Genomic DNA, 22,070 nt, shown 5'->3' with positions numbered 1-22,070 from the left:
TGGTTGGTTTTCAATTCCTGTATTTTTATAGTACAGGAATTGATTTTAAAATCATAAAAAACACATAATTATGGTACTCTCTAAACCTAAAGTTAGTTTTTGGCAAATAATCAATATGAATGTCGGCTTTTTTGGCATCCAATACAGTTTTGGTTTGCAGCAAAGTGCTGTAAATCCTATCTATGATTTTCTTCACGCCAGTCCGGATCAAATTCCAATATTAAATTTAGCCGGACCTCTAACCGGATTATTGATTCAGCCCATAATTGGGGCAATGAGCGATAAAACCTGGCATCCGAGGTGGGGAAGAAGAAAACCTTACTTTTTTATTGGAGCTGTGATTTGTAGTATTGCCTTATTTCTTTTCCCATTTAGTAGTTCACTATGGATGGCTGCAGGTCTGCTTTGGATTTTAGATGTGGGTAATAATACCGCCATGGAACCGTATCGGGCTTTTATTGCCGACACTCTTAACGAAGATCAGCAGCCGACAGGTTTTCAAGCACAAAGTTTTTTTACCGGATTTGGTCAATTCTTATCCTATATTTCATTATTCCTGTTTCCCATCGTTTTTACAGGTTACAATGGGGAATTGCCTAACTGGATTTATGCCTCTTTCTTTCTAGGAGCAGTACTTTCAATAACGTCGATTTGGTGGAGCATGAAAAAAACAGCAGAAATACCACCTGCAAAAGAAGAAATCGAAAAAATAAAATCAGAACCCTTAAACCTCCTTTCTCCTTTTGTTGATATCTATCATGCTGTATTGGAAATGCCAAAAGTAATGTGGCAGCTTTTTTTAGTGTATTTATTTCAATGGTATGCTTTAATGTGTTTTTGGCAAAACAATTCCAAAAGCATTGCTTTGTCAGTATGGAATGTTACTCCTTCTAACAAAGAAATTTATGAAAAAGCGGTAGAATGGATGGGATTGATTGGTGCATTCGGATTTATTATAACCTTTTCAGTAGCTTTTTATCTGGCAAAATTAGCCAAGAGACACAGTCCCAAAATGGTGCATTTTGTTTGTCTTTTGTTTGGGGCAATTTCCTTTTTCTTTTTCCCAATAATACAAAATCAGTATTTATTCCTTCCGGTAATCATTGGCTATGGGGTCGCATGGGCAAGCATGATGGGAATTCCTTACCTGATGGTTGTTACCAATATCCCTAAAGAACGATACGGAGTTTATATGGGAATAATCAATATGATGATTGTGATACCAATGATTTTACAAAATTTATCCTTTGGTTTTATCTTAAAACATTTTTTAAATAATGATGCTCGGTTAGCCGTCACTTTTGCGGGAGTACTTTTAATATTAAGCGCAATAGCCACACTTTTTATTAAAAGTAAAAAACCGCAGACGATGTGAAAATTGGTCCGATAAACCATTAAAAAACAACAATTATGAATAACATAGATATCCTTTGTGTTGGTGAAGTTCTTGTAGACTTTATCGGACATCAATCAGGAGTTTTTATTGACAACACTAGAGATTATCATCGCTATTTAGGAGGTTCACCTACTAATGTTGCTATGAACTCTTCAAGATTAGGATTAAATACCATTATGGTAGCAACGGTAGGAAATGACGGTTTTGGAACTTATATTTTAGACAGGCTGTCCAGTGTTGGCTTAAATACAGATCATATCAAGTGTCTGGATAATAAATCTACCAGCGTTATTTTTGTTTCAAGATCTGAGAGTACACCGGACTTCATTCCATACCGTGAAGCCGATTATTGTATTTATGAGGAACAAATATCAAAAGAAACATTATCCAAAACTGAAATATTTCACACTACTTGTTTTGCTTTAAGCAAAAAACCGGCGCAGGACACCATTTTAAAAAAAGCTGAAGAAGCATATAACCTAGGCTGTCGATTAAGTATCGATGTCAATTATGCCAAAAAACTTTGGAACAGTCAAGAAGAAGCGATTCAAGTAATCAAAACGTATTGCAAGTTCAATCCGTTGATAAAAATTAGTGAAGATGACATGTTACGCCTTTTTGAAAAAGAACTTCCTCATGAAGAAATATTTAATTTTTTCCATAACGAAGGCGTTGATATCGTTTGTCTTACATTGGGCAGCAAAGGAGTGAAATTATCTCAAAAAGGAAACGACCTTATACAACTGCCTGCTGTTAAAATAGATAAAGTTGTTGATACCACAGGTGCTGGCGATGCTTTTTGGTCTGGGTTTTTATTTGCTTATATCAAGAAAAAAGCAATTCATGAATGTCTGGATATTGCTTTAAAATTAGCGGCTTTAAAACTGCAAAATGTAGGTCGTTTGCCGGACAATATCAATATCTTATCTCAACTATTATAAAATTATCATGGAGCAAAATAACAAAACAATCACTAATGGTGTTATGCTTAACGCCTATCCCGACAGTATTGGAACAAAGCTGTGTGAGACTATAAGTATGCTTAAAAAGCCAGAATTTAAGGATGTTTTTTCTTTATTCTATGTGCTGCCTACATTTTTTAATAGCGACTTAGACAGAGGTTTTTCTATTATTGATTATAATATTAATAACGATTTAGTTACTACAGCAGATTTAGACGCTTTGAATGAGCTCAATATTAAACTAAAATTTGATATTGTATTAAATCATCTCTCCGTTGCATCACCACAATTTAAAGATTTGCTAAAAAAAGGAAATCAATCAAAATACAAAGATTTTTTTATCAATTGGAATGAATTCTGGAAGGGCAATGGCCAAAAAAATGAAGAAGGAATCATTATTCCTAAAGAAGAATTTCTCAACAAACTTTTCATGAGAAAATCTGGTTTGCCCATATTAAAAGTGCATTTCCCAGATGGCACTGAACAACCCTATTGGAACACCTTTTATCAGCAAATAACGTATAAAAAAATTGCTGCTGCCGATTTACAAAGTATAAAACAATTAACAGCAGAGCAGCGTATCATTGTATGTGAAAAAATCAACGATGCAATAGAACAAAATCAAGATTTTAGCAGTATACAATTTGAAGATTTTGCTCCTTTCAAAACAGAAATTCTACAGATCGCTGAACAAAATCGTTCCTATTTAGGGCAAATGGATGTCAATGCAGCATCTCCATTAGTGTGGGATTTTTATGAAGAAACCCTAAAAAAACTAAATGGTTATGGCTGCAATATTCTTCGTTTGGATGCTTTTGCTTATTTGCATAAGCAAATTGGCGAATCAAACTTTTTCAACAAACCCGGCACTTGGGAATATTTAGAGCGTATCAAGCAAATTGCAGACAAAAACAGTTTAATGCTCTTGCCTGAAATTCATGCAGAATATGGACTTCATTTACATGACGAAGTAGCAAACGAAGGTTATACTATTTATGATTTTTTCTTACCTGGTTTGACTATCCACACTATCGAAAACAAATCGAGTAAAGCACTACTAAACTGGGCAAAGGAAATTCTTGATAAAGGATACAAAACAGTAAACATGCTGGGTTGTCACGACGGTATTCCAGTTTTAGATTTAAAAGGAAAAGAAATTAATGGTGTTTACAACAAAGGCTTGTTAGAAGATGATGAAATAGAAACCATCATGAGTACAATCATCGAGCGTGGTGGTCGTGTAAAAAATCTTTATGATCCATCAGGGAAAAAGATTTCTTATTACCAAGTAAATGCCACTTTCTTTAGTGCATTAGGTGAAGACGAACAAAAATTACTTTTGGCCAGAGCGATCCAAATGTTTATGCCAGGAATACCTCAGGTTTGGTATCTGGATGTTTTTGCAGGAAAGAATAATTATGAAGCAGCAGATCATAGCGGCAGTGCAGGGCACAAAGAAATTAACCGCACCACATTAAGTTTGCAAGACATAGAGCGTGGATTAAAAACTGATGTTGTAAAGAAACAGTTGGAGATTATTCGTTTAAGAAACACCTCCAATGCTTTTTTGGGCAAAGTTGAAATAAATCCATCGACTGATGATTCAATAGCTATCAAATGGACCAACAATAATACTATAGCATATTTAGAAGCCGACCTTAAAACCAATATGTTCACAATACATCATACCGAAAATCAAATTACTAAAAAAATGATTTTTTAAAAGATTATGTTAAGCGGTAAATGGAAGCAATGCTGAGGTTTTTTGGGAAAAGGCAGTAATTTATTTAAAATATTGCTTGTAAAAGCATGATTATCAATATTTTACTGATGCTTATATCGAGCTTAACCTATCTCTTTGCGAACCGCCGAGTACGTGACCTGTACGCTCGGTGGTGTGAGAGGCGCACTCCGTCCCTTTAGGAGCGGAGCCGTCTACTCGATTGGCTGTAGTGTTTCTGTGTAGATTGTTAGTTTATATAATTGAAAATCTTTAGTTTTATTTATTAATTATTTTTATCCGTAATGATAAAATTAGTGAATAGCAATGTGTTTAAATTAGCAAACCTACATCATGAAGAATTTTTTATATAAGCATACTATAGTTTCGTATTGAAAATTCATTTCTGTTTCTTCTAAATACTATTGTTTTACATGTTTTCTGAAAGACCGGGACAATTCAATATTTCTACAGCTATTGTTTCAAATTTTCTTAAACAAGTATTATTGTTAAGGTTTGTTGTTCGTGTTTTTTAAATTGAATACCGAAACGTGAATTTTAAAGGCTGAAGATGTTAAGAAAAAAGGAAATTCAGCTGTTTTTAAGAGCAATTATCAATTTTCAAGAATCTTGCTGTGTTTTTGGCAGAACAAAACAAAAACACACGCCTTTTTGATTGTTTTCTCTATTCTGCAGGAAAATAGTACCTCCCATTCGGTCTACTATTGCTTTGATTGTTGCCAGACCAATGCCAGAGTTTTTACTAGAATTTGAATTTAGAGTTTCAAACAGTCCAAAGACTTTTTCCCGGTATTCCTGTGGTATACCAGGTCCATCGTCTTCATATATAAAAGAAAAGCTGGTTTCATTTTCTTTGAAAGTAAGCCAGACATTGCATTCTTTTTTATCGGTATGTTTTATTGTATTGGATAATAGATTTTGAATAATCTGGACAAAACCTATTTTAGAATGGTTTATAATGACATCACAATCAATGTAGTTTACATGGATAGGAGTATGCAATACACCATTGTTCAGTATATATTGAACTACAATTTCTACGTTAAAATCTTCAAAATAAACGTCATCATTGGCAACCTTCGTATATTCTAAAATGCCATTGATTAAGAAATCCATGTACTCATTGCGTGAATAGATTAAATCAATCCATTCTTCGAGTTCAGTATTTTTGATGAGTGTTTTGTAATCTTCTTTTATGAAAGTTAACAGGGAGTTTACCCCGCTGATTGGAACTTTTAAATCATGAGTGAGGCGATGGGCAAATTGATTGAGCTGTATGTTTTTTTTAATAATTTCATTGTTTAACTCTTCCAGTAATCTGTTTTTTTTTCGGAGTTCAAGCTGCGATATTACTTGATTTCCCAGTGCTCTTAGGGATTCTTTTTGCCCTTCTGTAAGACCTTCTCTAGGTTTTGTATCAATGACACAGAGGGTTCCTAAAGCATAACCGTCCTTAGTATTTAAAGGAGCACCAGCATAAAATACTACATGAGGCCCGTCAGTTGTTAATGGGTTATCAAAAAACCTTTCATCTTTAGTAGCATCCGGAATAATAAATAATTCATCAGGTGTATTGATCGCATGGGCACAAAAAGAAAAATCCCTGGGTGTTTGGGTTGCATCTAAGCCATGGTGCGATTTAAACCATTGCCGGTTGCCATCTACTAAACTTACTAGTGCGATAGGAGTGCCACAGATTTCAGCAGCTATTTTCGTCAGGGCGTCATACTCTGCTTCTTCCAGTGTATCCAGTATTTTATATTCCTGCAAGGATTTTGAACGGAAGTGTTCATTATCGGGAGTTTCGGGTTTATGCATACAAGGTTATTAGCTTTATCTGTTGAAAGTCAGTTGGATGTATTAGCGAAATGTTATTTCAAAATATGAAATTACTAAATTTTTGATTTATATTTTAAAAAAAATTATAATTTAATTATTACAGTACTGGTAACAATTTGAATCGGTTTTTTGCTATAGATCTGCCGTTGGGATAAATGCCGGCTATGCAATATTTACTTGTTTTGATTAAAATGAAACGTTTTATTCTTAACTATACTTTAGTTTATAAAATAATCAGCTCCTAAATTAAAAACCATTGAAACCCTGCCTGAAGAAGAAAGCAGGCTAAACTTGAAAAAGCGTAAAATCGAAAGAGGAATCTGTTAAAAGGTATTTTAGGCTGCGCATCGAATTACACTTTCCTTAAGCTCGACATTTATGAATCTGCCAGACAGGGCTTTTCAGTGACTGAATGCTTTATATGTTTTATAAATCAGGTATTTATACGTGCTTTTTTTACTATTTAAATTGTAATTTTAAAAGAGATTTTAAATTTAATGATTTCATAGTTGTTTTAAATGCATCTTTTTCATTTTAAAACAGTAATACTTTAAATACAAATTTGATAGTAATAAACTTCATATGTCAGATAAGTAGTATTTTATCTGCATTAATAATGATCCTTTAAAAAGTGAAATTTATGAAAAATGTCAGTTTCTCCTTTGAAAATGCTTGTAAGATCAGTAATTCATTAATAATAATATTTACCGCAATTTTTTCGCTAAATTCTTGCAGTAAAGATCCTTCCGAAGTTCCTGTAGATCCAGGGCAGGTTACTATTGATAATTTAAAAGCTTCCTCAGCATTTAGCTGGAAGAATACAAAAGAGGCTAAAGTAACCATTCGAACAAAAGATAATCAAGGAAATGCTGTTCCAGATGTTAAAGTAAGTGTCTGGACCAATTTTCAGGAAGAAAATGGTAAAGAAATTATTAATGGTATAACCAATCAGCAGGGAGAATTTGTAGTAGACTATACTTTTGAAGATGATATGGCAGATGTTGTTTTAAAAACCAATTTTGTCGGTTTTGTCCCAGAAACAAAAGTACCTATAGAAAATGGCGCGGTAAATTTTACTTTTGGGGGTACAAAAAATACACAAAAAAGCCAAAAATTTAGCGAGAACTCCTTTTATTCAAAACTAGAAAAAGGCCTTTACAGCAAACGGAATGCTAATGTCAAAATTAATTATATAGGTACATATAATAATAATGGGGTGCCAACTAATTTATTGGCTAAATCAGATATAATAAGCAAAGATTTTCTAACAGATGTAAACAATGCATTACCAGAAAACATGCCTGTTCCTACATTTCATCCGGAATATCTTTTAGGAAATAACCAGCATAATCTAGTTATTTTAGATAAAGCCGAGGTATGGATTACTTTTGTTTCTGAAGGGGCTGGATATAAAAATGTATTGGCATACTATACTTATGACCGAGATTTTCCGCCTAAAACACCAGCCGATGTCAAAGAATGTTTTGTGATTTTTCCAAATGCATCATTTGCGGGTTCAGGAGGAGGATTGTATTCGGGGGATAAAGTTTCTTTAGGCGTTTTCGAAAAAAATACCGTAATAGGTTGGATGTTAATGCGTAATGGCTGGGATGATAAAACGAGACAGTCAACAGAAGGATTGGGCTTGCTGTATTCTAACTTGGAGTTAAATCCAGAGCCGGATATCAAAAACCGCCAGCATACTGTTATGCTTTATGATGACAAAAGAAGTGTGTTCTTAATTAGCTTTGAAGATCTAATTCGCCCAGCTGGAGACAATGACTTTAATGATGCTGTTTTTTATGCTACAGCAAATCCAATAAAAAATGTTGAAATACTGGATGTTCAAAAAATAAACCCTGAACGTATAGATACTGATAAAGACGGCATAATTGATAGTTCAGATGACTATCCAAATGATCCGAAATTAGCTTTTAATAACTTTTACCCTAGCAGCAGTATATTTGGAACACTTGCTTTCGAAGATTTATGGCCATCAAAAGGAGATTACGATTTTAATGATTTGGTTATTGATTATAATTTTAATAGAATTACAAATGCGCAAAATAAGGTAGTCAGCTTGAAAGGAAAATTCACGGTAAGAGCTATTGGAGCTAGTTTTCAAAATGGTTTTGGTTTTTCAATTCCTGGAGTAACTCCATCACAGATTTTATCTGTAACAGGTACAAAATATACTGAAGGATACATAAAAACAAGCGGTAACGGAACAGAAGCTGGTCAAAAAAATGCTACCATAATTGTTTTTGACAATGCATGGAAACATGGCTCTGGTAACACTAACCCTAACGAGCCATTTGTTCCCTCAGAGACAATAGAAGTCAATATAGATTTGGTTAACCCTATTGATGCAGCTGTCTTCGGAATGGCACCTTTCAACCCATTTATTATAGTAAATAAAGAAAGAGGAAAAGAGGTTCATCTGCCAAATTACGCACCAACTGATTTAGCGGACAAATCCTATTTTGGAACTTCTGCTGATAACTCTCAGTCTGCAGTAGGAAAATATTACAAAACAAAAGATAACTTACCTTGGGCTCTTAATTTTCCAAGCCGTTTTGAATATCCAATTGAAAAAGCAAAAATCGATGTATCCCACTTAAAATTTATAAATTGGGTTTTAAGCAATGGCGTAGACTATAAAAATTGGTATAAAAACGAATCTGGATATAGAAACAGTTCCAATATTTATAATAAATAATATGGTTAGATGCATAATAGTAATGTTTTGCATCTTACAAAATACTCCTGTAGCCTGGAACTAGGCAATAATTGTTTAGAATATTAATTTGTTCCCCGACTAATAAATTATGGAAGAACCGAATTTTACTTATATTTCACAACTTTCCGGAGGAGATAAAGTTTTTGAAGAAAAAATATTTAAGGTCTTAAAAATGGAATTTCCGGGCGAGAGGGAGACATATTTGAATAATATTATCAATAATAACTTTGATTTGGCGGCACATAACGTACATAAAATTAAACATAAAATCAGTCTTTTAGGGCTTGTCCAAAGTTATGAATTGGCATCTGAGCATGAAATAAATTTAGGAGAAGGGAATGCTGGACTACATGATAATTTTAATGAGGTATTAAATATCTTGACACATTTTTTTGACAAAATATAAAGAATGAAAGAAGTCTATTAAAATTACTCTATGTGCTGCTTACTGTAATAATTTTTGACACTATTCCAAAAAGTGTGCAAGTTTAAAATATGGGGTTTGGACTTTTTAATTAAAGCTGAGCCCTTTTTTCAATTAAGCCAAGAGCTGTTTTGAGCTAAGTGTTAATATTACAGTAGCTTATATAATAAAAATTACATTCCAATCCTTTATACAAGGTATTAATTATATTTTTTTTTATATGACTGTCCGTAAATAATGCCATGTAATTTTTTTCGTCACTGATTACAAAGATTCTCACAGATTTCATTACTGTTTTTTTTAAAAAATACTTGCCATATTTTTTTTTGTTAATTAAAAATTTCAATGATATAATATAAATGTTGTTTTTTATTATAAAATCTGATTTTGAAAAATAGACTTCAGAATAAAAATAGATATAGATCGTTGATTTTTAGTTGCTAAATTTATTAATGTAATATTTTTTTTATTATATTTGAGTTAATATAAATAAAAAAAATGTTATAATTTGCTTGTCTGAATGTAGCCAAAATTTTAATTTTTGTAATCCAGCATTCATCATTTAATTGGTTTTAATTTTAAATAAACTATAAAAATCTAAATATTATGAAAATTGTAATTGTTGGAAGTGGTTATGTTGGGCTTGTAACGGGTGCTTGTTTTTCAGAGGTAGGTATTACTGTTACATGTGTTGACATAGACCAAAATAAAATAGATAACCTTAATAAAGGCATTATACCTATTTATGAACCTGGTCTAGAAGATATGATTGCCAGAAACATGAAAAAGGGACGATTGAATTTTACAACTAATATTGCAGAAGCTCTCCAAGATGCAGAAGTTTTATTTATTTCTGTTGGAACTCCTCCAGATGAGGATGGCAGTGCAGATTTGAAATATGTTCTAGCAGTTGCCAGAGAATGCGGTAAGCATATTAATGATTACTTATTAGTGGTTACAAAAAGTACCGTACCCGTAGGAACTTCTAAAAAAGTTAAACAAGCTTTACAAGAGGAATTGGATAAAAGAAATAGTGATGTAGAATTTGATGTAGCTTCAAATCCAGAATTTCTAAAAGAGGGAGCGGCAATTGATGACTTTTTAAAACCCGATAGAATTGTGGTTGGAGTAGATAGCGAAAGAGCCGAAGATTTATTGAAGAGTTTATACAAGCCATTTACCCTTAATGGTCACCCAGTAATTTTTATGGATATCGTTTCTGCCGAAATGACAAAATATGCTGCAAATTCAATGCTTGCAACAAAAATTAGTTTTATTAATGAAATAGCAAACCTCTGCGAAATTGTTGGTGCTGATATAAATAAGGTAAGAAAAGGCATTGGGTCAGATTCGCGTATAGGACAAAAGTTTTTATACGCAGGAATTGGATATGGAGGTTCTTGTTTCCCAAAAGATGTTCAGGCATTGATAAAAACGGCAAATGGATATAATTATGATCTGCGGGTACTCAAAGCTGTTGAAGAGGTTAATAAAGATCAAAAACTAGTACTTTTTAATAAAATAATGAATTATTTTAAAGGAGAAATTAAAGGTAAAACTATTGCATTATGGGGACTTTCTTTTAAGCCGCAAACTGATGATATGCGTGAGGCACCTTCATTAAGTATAGTAAAAAATCTTTTGGAAGCGGGTGCAGTAGTAAAAGCATATGACCCAATTGCGATTAATGAAGCTAAGCATCACTTTGGGGATACAATATTATATTATGAAGATCAATACGAAACACTAATTGATGCCGATGCTTTAGCCATACTTACAGAATGGCCGGAATTTAAATTTCCTAATTTTAAAATTGTTCAAAAATTGCTTAATACACCAGTAATTTTTGATGGACGTAATATATATGACAGAGAAGAAATGAAAGAAAGCGGTTTCGATTATTTCTGTATTGGCGTAGATACAGCCAAAGATAATATAAAATCGTAAGGCTATGTCTGGAAAAAAAATTCTTATAACCGGCGGTGCTGGTTTTGTTGGTTCGCACTTATGTGATCGTCTATTAAACGAGGGTAATGAAGTGTATTGTTTGGATAATTTTTTTACTGGACAAAAGCAAAATGTAGTACACTTATTAGATAATCCTTATTTTGAATTAATTCGTCATGACGTTACAGCACCTTTCTTTATAGAAACTGATGAGATTTATAATCTGGCGTGTCCTGCTTCTCCAATACACTATCAGTATAATGCCATTAAAACAATGAAAACATCAGTAATGGGAGCTATTAACATGCTGGGGCTTGCCAAACGGGTTAATGCAAAAATACTACAGGCATCAACCAGCGAAGTGTATGGGGATCCATTAGTTCATCCGCAGCCTGAATCCTATTGGGGCCATGTAAACCCGATAGGAGAGCGAGCCTGTTATGATGAAGGGAAACGTTCTGCAGAAACCTTGTTTTTAAATTATCACAAGCAGAATAATGTCAAAATTAAAATCATTAGAATATTCAATACATACGGTCCAAGAATGCATCCAAACGATGGACGCGTAGTTTCGAATTTTATTGTTCAGGCGCTGCAGAATCAAGATATAACGGTATACGGACAAGGAAATCAGACGCGAAGTTTTCAATATGTTGATGACTTAGTAGAAGGTATGATAAGGCTTATGGATTCTAAAGATAGTTTTATAGGTCCCGTAAATGTTGGAAATCCAAATGAATTTACGATTCTGGAATTAGCAAAAAAAGTAATAGAACTAACAGATTCTAAATCAAAAATTATTTATAAGCCTTTGCCTTCAGATGATCCTATGCAGAGACAGCCAGATATTTCTTTAGCTAAAAAAGAACTCGACTGGTCACCAAAGATAAATCTAGATGAAGGATTAATAAAGACTATAGATTATTTTAAATCAATCATTTGAACTGAATTAAATAAATAATAATAATTTTAAAGCAATAAAATTATGAAGAAGAAAATTTTAGTAGTAGATGATGAAGTTAGTATTTGTCTTTTGTTAGAAAACTTCCTTTCCAAAAATTATGACATAATTACAATTAATAATGGTTTAGATGCTCTAATATGGCTGGATACCAGTATTCCGGACTTAATTATCAGCGATATTCAAATGTCAAATATGGATGGCTATGAATTTTTAACAAAACTTCGTCAGCGTGGATTTACAAAGCATACGCCCTGCATAATGCTTTCAGGAAAATCAGAAAGCAAGGAACGTATTAAATGTTACAAACTAGGTGCTCAAGATTATCTCACAAAGCCTTTTAACCCAGAAGAGCTAGATGAATTAGTTAAAAAAAATCTATATCCAATTCATTATGCCATTGAGTGGTAAGGACTTCGATAACTAAGATTAAAATTTAATTTAAAGACCTAATCAATATGAATCCAAATTTTAATATTTTATACATTGGAAATGTTTCTGGATATTTTGATACCATAGAACAAAAACATAAATGGTCTATAATTACTTTAGAAAATAGTGCTAAGGCTACTAATTACCTGAACACTCAAAAGCATCCTGATGCAATTATTTGTGACTATAATTTAGCAGGAAACAATGGAATATTTCTTTTTGATTGGATCCGAAAAAATAAAGAATTTAACAGTATTCCATTTATCCTTTTATCCAAGGAATTTAATGTTGATATTTATAAGTCGGCATTTAAAAAACAAATTGACGATTTTTATGTAACTTCTGTAACTTCTCCAAAAGATATTTTAGAAAGAATAGAATTCCTTTGCTTCAATAAAAATCCTTTACGAGTACAAACAATACAAAAAGCCATTGAAGAGACTTATATAATGCCTTTGTCAAAACGTATTTTTGATGTTTTTGTAGCCTCTGCAGTACTTTTATTCGCCTCGCCATTTTTGCTTCTTATTATGCTTGCTATACGATTAGAATCAAAAGGAAAAGTATATTATATATCAAAAAGAGTGGGCCGCAAGACATTTGACTTTTACAAACTAAGATCAATGCGTACTGGTTCAGACGAACTTTTGAAAAAATTAGCTCAAGAAAAAAACCAGTACAAAAAAGAAGCTGCAATAACAGATAGTCCGTTAGACACACCTTGTCCTAAATGCAGTGAACTGCCAGAAGGAGAATCATGTTCGCCTTTGATGTATATTGAAACTCACGTGATTTGTGATTATTGGTTTAATGTTCAAAAACGAGAAGCTGCAAAAAATAATTCAACTTTTGTCAAAATTGTTGATGATCCCCGTGTTACTAAAGTTGGTAAATTCATTAGAAATACCAGTATAGACGAGTTGCCACAGTTAATTAATGTATTAAAAGGGGATATGTCTATCGTTGGTAACAGGCCTTTGCCAGTATATGAAGCAGAATTGTTAACCGCTGATGATATATCAAAAAGATTTTTGGCTCCTCCAGGCATTACAGGTTTATGGCAGGTAGAACTTAGAGGTAAGGGCGGACAAATGTCTGAAGAAGAGAGAATGCGTCTTGATAATGAATACGCTGATCTTTTTAAAGGTGATAAGTATTCTTTTTGGTATGATCTAAAACTCATTTTGCGAACAATTCCTGCACTGCTTCAAAAAGGTTCAGTTTAAAAAAAAAATATGGTTTGCCTCCAAATTTTAATTATGAAAAAAGTATTAAAAATAAATATTCTTTTTGCTTTACTGATGTTTTCAATCAATACTGCAGAGGCACAAACACTTCAATATAATGATGTATCAATAAATGGCAGTGAGTTTGAGTTTCCTCCTCTTAAAACCGTCATCGATTCTGTACTAAAGCGAAACTCAATGCTAAAATTCAGAAAAGATCATATTGGTGTTAAGGAATCTGCATTAGCATCTGAGCGTATCTACTGGACAAGAAATATGGGACTTCAGGCTGATGGCAGATATGGTACGCTGAACAATTTTTCCAGCAGTGAAAATGGAGTTTCTAACACCGCTTATTCTACACTTTCAACACAATATAATTATAGCGTAGGGGTGTATGTGAAGTTTCCAGTTTTTGATGCGCTGAACAGAAAAAATCAGATTAAATTGGCAAAATTTGAGGTTGATGAAGCCAAAAATATGGCTGATTTTCAAGAAGATGAAATCAGGCAGACGGTCATAAAACTGTACCAGGAGTTAATTTTAAAACAAAAGTTACTTCTAATCAGATCCAAAAGCCTGAGTGATGGTAAAATTAATATGCAAATGGTTGAAAAAGAATTTCGAAATGGAATAGTTCCTGTTTCGGAATATGTCAGGATAACTGGTATTACGTCAAATTTAGAGGCAGATTACGAATCTGCTAAATCTGAATTTATTATTACTAAACAATTACTTGAAGATATGGCAGGGTTTGTATTTAATCTAACAAAATCAAAATAGAGAAATGAAAATAATTGATTTTATAAGATTGATATTAAGGCATTTGGTGCTTTTGATTGTGATTCCATTATTCTTGGCTTTGTTAGTATTAATTCTTACTAGTAAGCCACATTTAGAGTATACATCGCAAACGATTTTATATACTGGACTTGCTACTGGTTCCTCTATTGAAATGGATAAAGCATTCAATTATTTTGCGACTAATACAGCTTTTGATAATTTAATCAATATTATTAACTCAAGAGAAACTCAAGAGGAGGTAGCTGTACGATTATTAGCCACACACCTTATGCTGCCTGAGGCCAATCCAAAGTACATTTCAAAAAAATTATTTGATGAACTAAAAGTAAAAGTACCAAAAGACATTTATAATTACATTGAAAAGGGTAATAATAGGAGTTTAAAAACGGATAGTTTAACGGTTAATAGTCCGCTTCCTCCAGAAATTAATCGAAAAAACTATGAGATAACGGTTAACCGATTATTAAAATTAATGAGAAGCAGCAGCGATAATTATATTTATGAGCTGCTGAATTATGAAAATGATAAGCACTATTCTATTAAAGCTTTGTCGAGTATACAAGCCATTCGCATCAATAGCAGTGATTTAATAAAAATGACTTATACAGTAGATGACCCGGGTATCTGCCAGCAGACACTTGAAATTTACAACGCAGTTTGCATAAAAAATTATAAAAACATAAAAGAGAATAGATCAGACGCTGTTGTTAAATACTTTGAACAGCAACTTGCTATGGCTAATAATGATTTAAAATTAGCTGAAGATAAACTTCTTGAATTCAATAAGGCAAACAAAATCATAAATTATTATGAGCAGAGTAAGGCAGTTGCAGTTGTAAAAGAAGACATGGAGGTTGATTATAATAACAAAAAAGCACAGCTTGCCGGTACACAGGCATCAACCAAAAGAATTGAAGAAAAACTAAATGTTCAGGATTACATTCAGAATGAAACTAACAAGATTCTTGAAAAAAAGAAATTATTAGGGTACATTAATTATCAAATTGCATTTAACGAAGCCAATTTAGAATCTGATCCCAGCGAAAATATTTCATCTAAGATCAATACTTTAAAAAAAGAAAGAGAATCTTTAAATAATGAAATCAAAAAAAGTGTCGATGAAATATACAGTTATAATAACACTGTTGATGGTGTTCCATTGACTAAAACACTTCCAGATTGGATGAATACTGTTGTTGAGTCTGAAAACCTTAAGGCCAAAATAAAGGTAATGGACAAGCAAAACAAAGATTTTCAAGAACAATATGCTACTTATGCACCAGCAGGTGCTACTATAAAAAGATTAGAACGTGAAATTTCAGTTTCAGAACAAGGCTATTTAGAATTGCTTCACGGATTAAATTTAGCCAAACTAAAATTGCAGGACAATGAAATGTCCTCTAACATAAAATCCATTGATCCGCCTTTTTATCCATTATCAGCTAATCCAACTAAAAGAGGATTGCTTATTGTTGCAGCAGCTTTTCTGGGTGGTCTTTTAACTCTGGGAATTATTTTGATGATGGAGTATTTTGATGATACAATAAAAAATGCTAGCAGAGCCAGTAAGCAGTTAGGACTAAAAACATTAGGAATGATGCCTAAAATGATATTGGACTCAGGAAATATCAAGCTGGCTTTTATACAAAAAAGATTAATCGAGATAATTACTCAAAATATACTGCAGTATTTCGGTACACACGACTCTGAAAAAACAGTAAAAACTATAGTGGTGTTCAGCACTCATAAAATGGAAGGGAAAACTGTTTTAGCAGGCAATATTGCCAAGACATTGAAACAAGAAGGAAAGAAAATAGTATTTTTAAATTATGACAGTAAACAAGAGCCTATTACTCAGCAAAGAAAATTCCCAATTCTTAATAAAATTTTAGGTTATCCAGATCCGCGCATTGATGTTGATAATCCTTTTTTGGCTGCTGTGTCTAGTTACCTTGATGAATCAGAATACTATTCTTATGCGATGAATAGTTCGTTTTATAATGCTAAAAATTTTACAGACATTTTAGAGCAGAATAATATTACTTTGAATTATACTCCAGACTTTGTAATTATAGAATTACCATCTCTGATCAATTACAATTATCCAGCGGAATTAATTTTGAATGCTGACTTAGATATTCTCGTATGCCGTTCCAATCGAGTATGGTCTGATGCAGATCAATCTGCTGTAAATAATTTATTAGCTGCAGCTGCTTCAAAAATTAATGTAATAGTTAACGGTGTAGAGATAAATGAAATTGAATCGGTTTTAGGAGATCTGCCCAAAACTAGAAGTATGTTCAGAAAAAAAATAAAATCGATGTTCAAATTTCAGTTTTTTTCTAAAAACCATATTTAATTAGCTAACTTTCAAATGAAAACACTCAAAAAAATAGTAAGCGAAGATAATTTTCTGTCTTTATCAGGAAATGTTGTGATTGCTATTTTAGGCATTGGTGGTTTTGCCTTGCTTGCCAGAAGTTTATCTTTAGAAGTATTTGGTGAATGGGTTTTGTTTATGGCCGCAGGATCATTTGTAGAAATGTTTAGATTTGGTATAACCAATACCGGTTTGATACGCTATCTTTCCGGAGCTGATGATTCATCGAGAGTTAAACTGATTGGTTCTAACGCGCTAATAAGCTTAGGTGCCACAATTTTTGTTGCCTTAATTTTGGTTGCTTGTAAATTATTATTTCCGGAGGCAATTCAAAATTCTGGATATACTATTTTTTTTACATGGTATCCTTTGCTTGCATTTTTAAATCTTCCGTGGAATATTGCTTTAGTTGTATTGCAGGCTGATAGAAAATATAAGCAGATTCTTGCCCTCAAAGCAATAAATAGCGGCTGTTTTTTTTTAATAATCCTGATGCATTTTTCACTATTAAATTTAAGCCTGAATCAATTAGTCATAGGCTTAATTATTGTGAATGCAGGTACATCAATTGTAAGTTTTATTTTGGGATGGGACGGAATTCTACTCATTAATAAAGCAAGTGCAGAAACCAATAAGACTTTATTGCATTTTGGCAAATACACAACCTTTACCCTTATAGGAACTAATTTATTACGAAGCGTAGATACTTTAATTATCAGTTTAAGTCCGTTAGGCAGTGCAGCAGTTGCTCTTTACAGTATTCCTTTGAAGCTGACAGAATTACAGCAGATTCCATTGCGCAGTTTTGTCGCTACGGCCTTTCCAAAGATGTCTAAAGCTAGTTTACACAATCAAATTAATGAAGTTAAAAGTTTGTTTTATACTTATTCTGGAGCTTTGACCTATCTCTTCGTTGCAATAAGTTTATTCACATTTGTATTTGCTGAATTCTTTGTTATGCTTATAAGCGGAAAACAATTCTTGAAAACAGATCCTATAACAGGGTTTAATGTTGTTGACATCGTTCGCGTATTTTCCATATATGGATTATTATTACCTATTGATAGAATGACAGGAGTTGGTCTGGATAGTATCAATAAGCCAAGAATTAATGCCATCAAAGTATTTGTTATGGTAATTGCCAATGTTATAGGGGATTTAGTGGCTATTTTTATATTTAAATCTTTAATTTTTGTAGCTATTGCTTCTATTATATTTACCATTATTGGCATTTGGATGGGGATGTATTTTATCAATCAGGAGTTATCCCTTTCATTCAAAGAAATTTTTAGGAGCGGTTTAAAGTTTTATATCTCAGTTTTTAATAAGCTGACACATAATCGTTATGATAGTTGTGTGAAAATTGAAAATAATTTTAGATCATGAGTGAATATAATAACATAAATCCATTTGAAAGTTATTCAGGATCCTTGAATATTTCTAAACCAGGGAATTTGATTATGCTCTTTAGTATAATGTCAGTTTCTGCTCTGATTATAGTAAAATTAGGTGTTATTGGAATTGGGTTGCTATTGGCTGTTATTTTCGGATCTGTCTTTTTATATTATTTATTTTGCTATCCTGTTATAGGGTATTATACTGCAATTGCATTAAATTTTGTCATCATCGGCATGGGCAGATATGTAAAAGGGCTGCCATTAGGGTTTGCAATTGATGGTATACTTGTTCTGACTTATTTAGCCTTGTTTATGAATCAGTTCAGAACCCGTATTGATTGGACTCCAGCTAAAAGAGATATTACATTTTTATCCATATTATGGCTGGGTTATTCTGTTTTTGAGTTGGTTAATCCAGAAGCCAGAAGTGTTCAGGCTTGGATTTCTGGAAGAGGAATTGCTTTTTACCCGTTTTTATTCATACCGTTAACATTTATGTTTATCAGGAATGAAAAGAGACTCAGCTATTTTTTTTACATATGGGCCGCCTTTTCGTTACTGGCAACATTAAAAGGAATTATGCAGATGACTCTTGGTGTAGATGGTGCAGAACAAGAATGGCTAAATGAAGGAAGTTACAAAACACATATTCTATTTGGTAAACTCAGAGTTTTTTCATTTTATAGTGATGCTGGACAATTTGGTGCAAATCAAGGATATACAGGAGTTGTTTTTTTGATTTACGCCATGTCACAGCAAAAGAAATTAAAAAAAATATTTTTCATTTTTGTAGGCCTTTTAGGGATTTATGGAATGGTCATTTCGGGTACAAGAGGTGCTTTGAGTGTACCTATAGTCGGTTTTATGACTTATTTTGTCTTAAGTAAAAATGTAAAAGTTATTATTATTGGTGTCACATTTTTAGCTATCGTTTTTATATTCTTCAAATACACGACTATTGCACAGGGAAATGCACAGGTACGAAGGATGCGAACAGCCTTTGATCCAAATGATGCTTCTTTGCAGGTAAGGCTTGATAATCAAAAAATACTCAAAAATTATTTAGCTTCTAGACCATTTGGCGGCGGTATTGGCCACGGAGGCACTAAAGCTCAAAAATACCTGCCAAATGCTTTTCTATCCAATGTTGCCACCGACAGCTGGTATGTTTTAATCTGGGTCGAACAAGGGATTGTTGGCTTAATACTGCATTTAGTAATTCTTTTTTATGTAATGATAAAAGCCTCATTAAAAGTGATGTTTAAAATTCGGGATCCAATATTGAAGTTTAAAATGGCTTCCTTAATTGCAGGAATGGCGGGAATTATGGTAGCTTCTTATGGAAATGCTGTCTTAGGGCAAATGCCAACTGCTTTATTAATCTATGCAACAATGGCAATTATTTTAAATTCCGATGTTTATGAAAAGGAGATTGAAGAAAACCAAGCTGAATTGCTTAAGCAATAAACAGTTAAGCATTCAAAAACAATTTAGAAAAACAGAATACAACCAGTAATCCTTAAACTTAGCACTATGTATTACAGAAATGTAAAAGATTTGAATAATATTATACTTAAAAGATTAAGTATAATACCGCGTGATTTAGATTTGATAGTTGGTGTTCCTAGGAGTGGTATGCTTCCTGCAAATTTATTAGCATTATATCTCAATAAGCCCTATACCGATATTCATTCGTTTTTGAATGGACATATTTATAAAGCAGGTGCCAGAAGCCAGTTTTTTGATATCTCAGAATTTAAAAATATCCTTGTGGTTGACGACAGTATTGCTTCGGGAGCTGCGATGGTCGAGGTTAAAGAAAGTTTAAAACATCTTGATGATAAATTCAATATAAAATATTGTGCAGTTTATGTAATTCCGGGTAAAGAAAAAATGGTGGATTATTTTTTTGAAATTGTACCCTTGCCAAGGTATTTTCAATGGAATATTCTCAATCATACAACTTTAGAAAAAGCGTGTTTTGACATTGATGGTGTTTTATGTGCTGACCCTTTGCCAGAGCAAAATGATGATGGAGAAAAATATACCGATTTTATTTTAAATGCTCCGCCATTGTTCATTCCAGGGAGCAAAATTGGAACAATTGTAACATCTCGTTTAGAAAAATACCGCAAAGAAACAGAAACCTGGTTAGCAGCTAACAATATCAAATATAATGAACTGGTTATGCTCGATTTACCCAATATGGAGGCAAGACAGCGCGCTAATAATCATGGCGATCACAAGGCTAAAGCTTATCTGTCCAAGCCTTATGTGCTGTTTATAGAAAGTGAATACCATCAGGCAGTAGAGATAAACAGATTAACAAAAAAACCGGTTTTATGTACAGAGAATTTCGAAATGATATTTGAATCGGAATCTTTTATGTATAACCTTAAAAGTGGCAAGCATCTGCCTTTCCTTAGAAAATACGCTTTAAAACTTAGGGATAAACTGAGAAAGTTTAAATAAGATGAGCTATTTAATCTTGAGTCCTAACGGTTTTAATTATAAAATTTATTATGCTAGTATTTAACATCATACAAATTGTTTTATTAAGCTTTCTGGGTTTAGCAACTTTATATATTTTAATATTTGCCGCAGCAAGTTTATTTTATAAACAGAAAAAATATTCAGATAACGGAAATATAAAAAAAATAGCGGTTCTTATTCCGGGGTATAAAGAAGATGAGGTAATTATTGAAGTTGCAGATGCGGCATTGCTGCAAGATTATCCACAAGAACTTTATGATATCGTAATTATTGCCGATTCTTTTCAAAAGGAAACAATAGCAGCATTAAAGACCTTACCCATTATAGTTATTGAAGTAAGTTTTGAAAAGAGTACAAAATCTAAGGCTTTAAATAAAGCGATGGATGCCTTAGAAAATAATTATGATATTGCAGTTGTTCTTGATGCGGATAATGTGATGAATAATGATTTTCTAAAAAAAATAAATGCTGCTTTTGAATATGGTTTTACTGCGGTTCAAGGTCATCGTACAGCAAAAAACACGAATAACTCCTGGGCTGTTCTTGATGCCATTAGCGAAGAAATAAACAATAACATTTTTCGGAAAGGACACAGGGTTTTGGGGCTTTCATCTGCCATAATAGGTTCCGGAATGGCTTTTAAGTACAATTATTTTAAAACACTTATGGCAACAGTTACTGCTGTTGGCGGATTTGATAAGGAAATAGAACTCAAAATGCTTAAAGAAGGTCACAAAATTGTTTATCTCAATGATGCTGTAGTTTTTGACGAAAAAATACAAAAAGCTGAAGTATTTGGCAATCAGCGACGTCGCTGGCTTTCTGCACAATTACATTACTTCAGGAAAGATATTCTAAGTGCCTGCAAACATTTACTATTGAATGGTAATATTGATTATTTTGATAAGGCAATTCAATTTATTCAGCCACCCAGAATATTACTGTTAGGAGCTGTGATGCTGTGTACTATTGGCTTTTTAGTAATCAATTATTTTTTAGATAACCAAAATCCTTACTCTAATTATTGGATTATCTTAGTAACAGCCTGCATAATGTCTTTTGTTTTTTCAGTTCCAAAATATTTCTATACTATTAATACTTTGAATGCTTTGGCTAGTCTGCCAAAAGGTATGTTTATGATGCTGCTGTCTCTGTTAAAAATTAAAGGAGCCAATAAAACATTCATACATACAAAGCATACTTCAAGTTCAAATAAACAAACTTGAAATTATACTGGAAAACACACTAATTAAGAGATGGGAAAATAAAATCATAATAATTACTTCTGATTTTTATCAAGATGCAGAAGCAATTAATCTAAAAAAGAG

16 protein-coding genes are annotated in these 22,070 nt (G+C 32.7%); 15 read left to right on the top strand and 1 reads right to left on the bottom strand.

Annotated features, from left to right (window positions below; translation table 11 throughout):
- Positions 1-70 precede the first annotated feature (70 nt).
- From OZP07_RS12855 to OZP07_RS12845, 3 genes are read left to right on the top strand one after another with little or no spacing between them, the layout of a single operon-like run.
- The gene (locus tag OZP07_RS12855) at positions 71-1,375 is read left to right on the top strand and encodes an MFS transporter (RefSeq protein WP_194640329.1); all 1,305 of its coding nucleotides are present in this window, start codon (positions 71-73) and stop codon (positions 1,373-1,375) included.
- Between the two features lie 35 nt (positions 1,376-1,410).
- Positions 1,411-2,337, top strand: coding sequence for a carbohydrate kinase family protein (locus OZP07_RS12850; protein ID WP_281635390.1), 927 nt, complete (start codon positions 1,411-1,413; stop codon positions 2,335-2,337).
- A 7-nt stretch (positions 2,338-2,344) separates the two neighbouring features.
- Positions 2,345-4,081 (top strand): alpha-amylase family glycosyl hydrolase, encoded by a 1,737-nt coding sequence (locus OZP07_RS12845; RefSeq protein ID WP_281635389.1) that lies wholly within the window; start codon positions 2,345-2,347, stop codon positions 4,079-4,081.
- Positions 4,082-4,699: 618 nt separating this feature from the next.
- Here the strand turns inward: OZP07_RS12845 and OZP07_RS12840 are convergent.
- Positions 4,700-5,917 carry a sensor histidine kinase gene (locus OZP07_RS12840; RefSeq protein WP_281635388.1) on the bottom strand — a complete coding sequence of 406 codons (1,218 nt, stop codon included), beginning with the start codon at positions 5,915-5,917 and terminating at the stop codon, positions 4,700-4,702.
- Positions 5,918-6,578: 661 nt separating this feature from the next.
- Between OZP07_RS12840 and OZP07_RS12835 the strand changes: the two genes are divergently transcribed.
- The 12 genes from OZP07_RS12835 to OZP07_RS12780 all read left to right on the top strand — a co-directional run bounded on the left by OZP07_RS12835 (position 6,579) and on the right by OZP07_RS12780 (position 21,968).
- Positions 6,579-8,657 (top strand): LruC domain-containing protein, encoded by a 2,079-nt coding sequence (locus OZP07_RS12835; RefSeq protein ID WP_281635387.1) that lies wholly within the window; start codon positions 6,579-6,581, stop codon positions 8,655-8,657.
- Positions 8,658-8,766: 109 nt separating this feature from the next.
- Positions 8,767-9,084: an Hpt domain-containing protein gene (locus tag OZP07_RS12830; protein WP_281635386.1), complete on the top strand. Its 318-nt coding sequence runs from the start codon at positions 8,767-8,769 to the stop codon at positions 9,082-9,084.
- Between the two features lie 624 nt (positions 9,085-9,708).
- Positions 9,709-11,049 (top strand): UDP-glucose dehydrogenase family protein, encoded by a 1,341-nt coding sequence (locus tag OZP07_RS12825; RefSeq protein ID WP_281635385.1) that lies wholly within the window; start codon positions 9,709-9,711, stop codon positions 11,047-11,049.
- 4 nt (positions 11,050-11,053) lie between these two features.
- Positions 11,054-11,992 carry a UDP-glucuronic acid decarboxylase family protein gene (locus OZP07_RS12820; RefSeq protein WP_281635384.1) on the top strand — a complete coding sequence of 313 codons (939 nt, stop codon included), beginning with the start codon at positions 11,054-11,056 and terminating at the stop codon, positions 11,990-11,992.
- A gap of 42 nt (positions 11,993-12,034) precedes the next feature.
- Entirely contained in the window at positions 12,035-12,421 is a 387-nt protein-coding gene (locus OZP07_RS12815; RefSeq protein WP_194640296.1) for a response regulator, read from the top strand.
- Between the two features lie 47 nt (positions 12,422-12,468).
- Positions 12,469-13,668 (top strand): sugar transferase, encoded by a 1,200-nt coding sequence (locus tag OZP07_RS12810; RefSeq protein ID WP_281635383.1) that lies wholly within the window; start codon positions 12,469-12,471, stop codon positions 13,666-13,668.
- Between the two features lie 33 nt (positions 13,669-13,701).
- On the top strand, positions 13,702-14,451 hold the full coding sequence (locus OZP07_RS12805) for a TolC family protein (protein ID WP_281635382.1): 750 nt from the start codon (positions 13,702-13,704) through the stop codon (positions 14,449-14,451).
- 4 nt (positions 14,452-14,455) lie between these two features.
- On the top strand, positions 14,456-16,831 hold the full coding sequence (locus tag OZP07_RS12800) for an exopolysaccharide transport family protein (protein WP_281635381.1): 2,376 nt from the start codon (positions 14,456-14,458) through the stop codon (positions 16,829-16,831).
- Positions 16,832-16,846: 15 nt separating this feature from the next.
- Positions 16,847-18,238, top strand: a complete 1,392-nt coding sequence (locus OZP07_RS12795) for a lipopolysaccharide biosynthesis protein (protein WP_281635380.1) — start codon at positions 16,847-16,849, stop codon at positions 18,236-18,238.
- Positions 18,235-19,716: an O-antigen ligase family protein gene (locus tag OZP07_RS12790; RefSeq protein WP_281635379.1), complete on the top strand. Its 1,482-nt coding sequence runs from the start codon at positions 18,235-18,237 to the stop codon at positions 19,714-19,716. Before OZP07_RS12795 ends, OZP07_RS12790 begins: the two co-directional genes overlap by 4 nt.
- 66 nt (positions 19,717-19,782) lie before the next feature.
- Positions 19,783-20,721: a phosphoribosyltransferase family protein gene (locus OZP07_RS12785; protein WP_194640302.1), complete on the top strand. Its 939-nt coding sequence runs from the start codon at positions 19,783-19,785 to the stop codon at positions 20,719-20,721.
- Between the two features lie 50 nt (positions 20,722-20,771).
- The gene (locus tag OZP07_RS12780; RefSeq protein ID WP_281635378.1) at positions 20,772-21,968 is read left to right on the top strand and encodes a glycosyltransferase family 2 protein; all 1,197 of its coding nucleotides are present in this window, start codon (positions 20,772-20,774) and stop codon (positions 21,966-21,968) included.
- Positions 21,969-22,070: the final 102 nt, after the last annotated feature.

Source organism: Flavobacterium marginilacus (assembly GCF_026870155.1).
Taxonomy (GTDB): Bacteria; Bacteroidota; Bacteroidia; order Flavobacteriales; family Flavobacteriaceae; genus Flavobacterium; species Flavobacterium marginilacus.
Note: the sequence above shows the minus strand (reverse complement) of the source record. Positions and strands in the feature narration are given on the sequence as shown.

Excerpts from the sequence above, each read along its gene's own strand:
- OZP07_RS12810 (WP_281635383.1), top strand. The coding sequence starts at position 12,469 with ATGAATCCAAATTTTAATATTTTATACATTGGAAATGTTTCTGGATAT.
- OZP07_RS12835 (WP_281635387.1), top strand. The coding sequence starts at position 6,579 with ATGAAAAATGTCAGTTTCTCCTTTGAAAATGCTTGTAAGATCAGTAAT.
- OZP07_RS12805 (WP_281635382.1), top strand. The coding sequence starts at position 13,702 with ATGAAAAAAGTATTAAAAATAAATATTCTTTTTGCTTTACTGATGTTT.
- OZP07_RS12790 (WP_281635379.1), top strand. The coding sequence starts at position 18,235 with ATGAGTGAATATAATAACATAAATCCATTTGAAAGTTATTCAGGATCC.
- OZP07_RS12845 (WP_281635389.1), top strand. The coding sequence starts at position 2,345 with ATGGAGCAAAATAACAAAACAATCACTAATGGTGTTATGCTTAACGCC.
- OZP07_RS12840 (WP_281635388.1), bottom strand. The coding sequence starts at position 5,917 with ATGCATAAACCCGAAACTCCCGATAATGAACACTTCCGTTCAAAATCC.
- OZP07_RS12785 (WP_194640302.1), top strand. The coding sequence starts at position 19,783 with ATGTATTACAGAAATGTAAAAGATTTGAATAATATTATACTTAAAAGA.
- OZP07_RS12830 (WP_281635386.1), top strand. The coding sequence starts at position 8,767 with ATGGAAGAACCGAATTTTACTTATATTTCACAACTTTCCGGAGGAGAT.
- OZP07_RS12820 (WP_281635384.1), top strand. The coding sequence starts at position 11,054 with ATGTCTGGAAAAAAAATTCTTATAACCGGCGGTGCTGGTTTTGTTGGT.
- OZP07_RS12825 (WP_281635385.1), top strand. The coding sequence starts at position 9,709 with ATGAAAATTGTAATTGTTGGAAGTGGTTATGTTGGGCTTGTAACGGGT.
- OZP07_RS12795 (WP_281635380.1), top strand. The coding sequence starts at position 16,847 with ATGAAAACACTCAAAAAAATAGTAAGCGAAGATAATTTTCTGTCTTTA.
- OZP07_RS12800 (WP_281635381.1), top strand. The coding sequence starts at position 14,456 with ATGAAAATAATTGATTTTATAAGATTGATATTAAGGCATTTGGTGCTT.
- OZP07_RS12855 (WP_194640329.1), top strand. The coding sequence starts at position 71 with ATGGTACTCTCTAAACCTAAAGTTAGTTTTTGGCAAATAATCAATATG.
- OZP07_RS12850 (WP_281635390.1), top strand. The coding sequence starts at position 1,411 with ATGAATAACATAGATATCCTTTGTGTTGGTGAAGTTCTTGTAGACTTT.
- OZP07_RS12815 (WP_194640296.1), top strand. The coding sequence starts at position 12,035 with ATGAAGAAGAAAATTTTAGTAGTAGATGATGAAGTTAGTATTTGTCTT.
- OZP07_RS12780 (WP_281635378.1), top strand. The coding sequence starts at position 20,772 with ATGCTAGTATTTAACATCATACAAATTGTTTTATTAAGCTTTCTGGGT.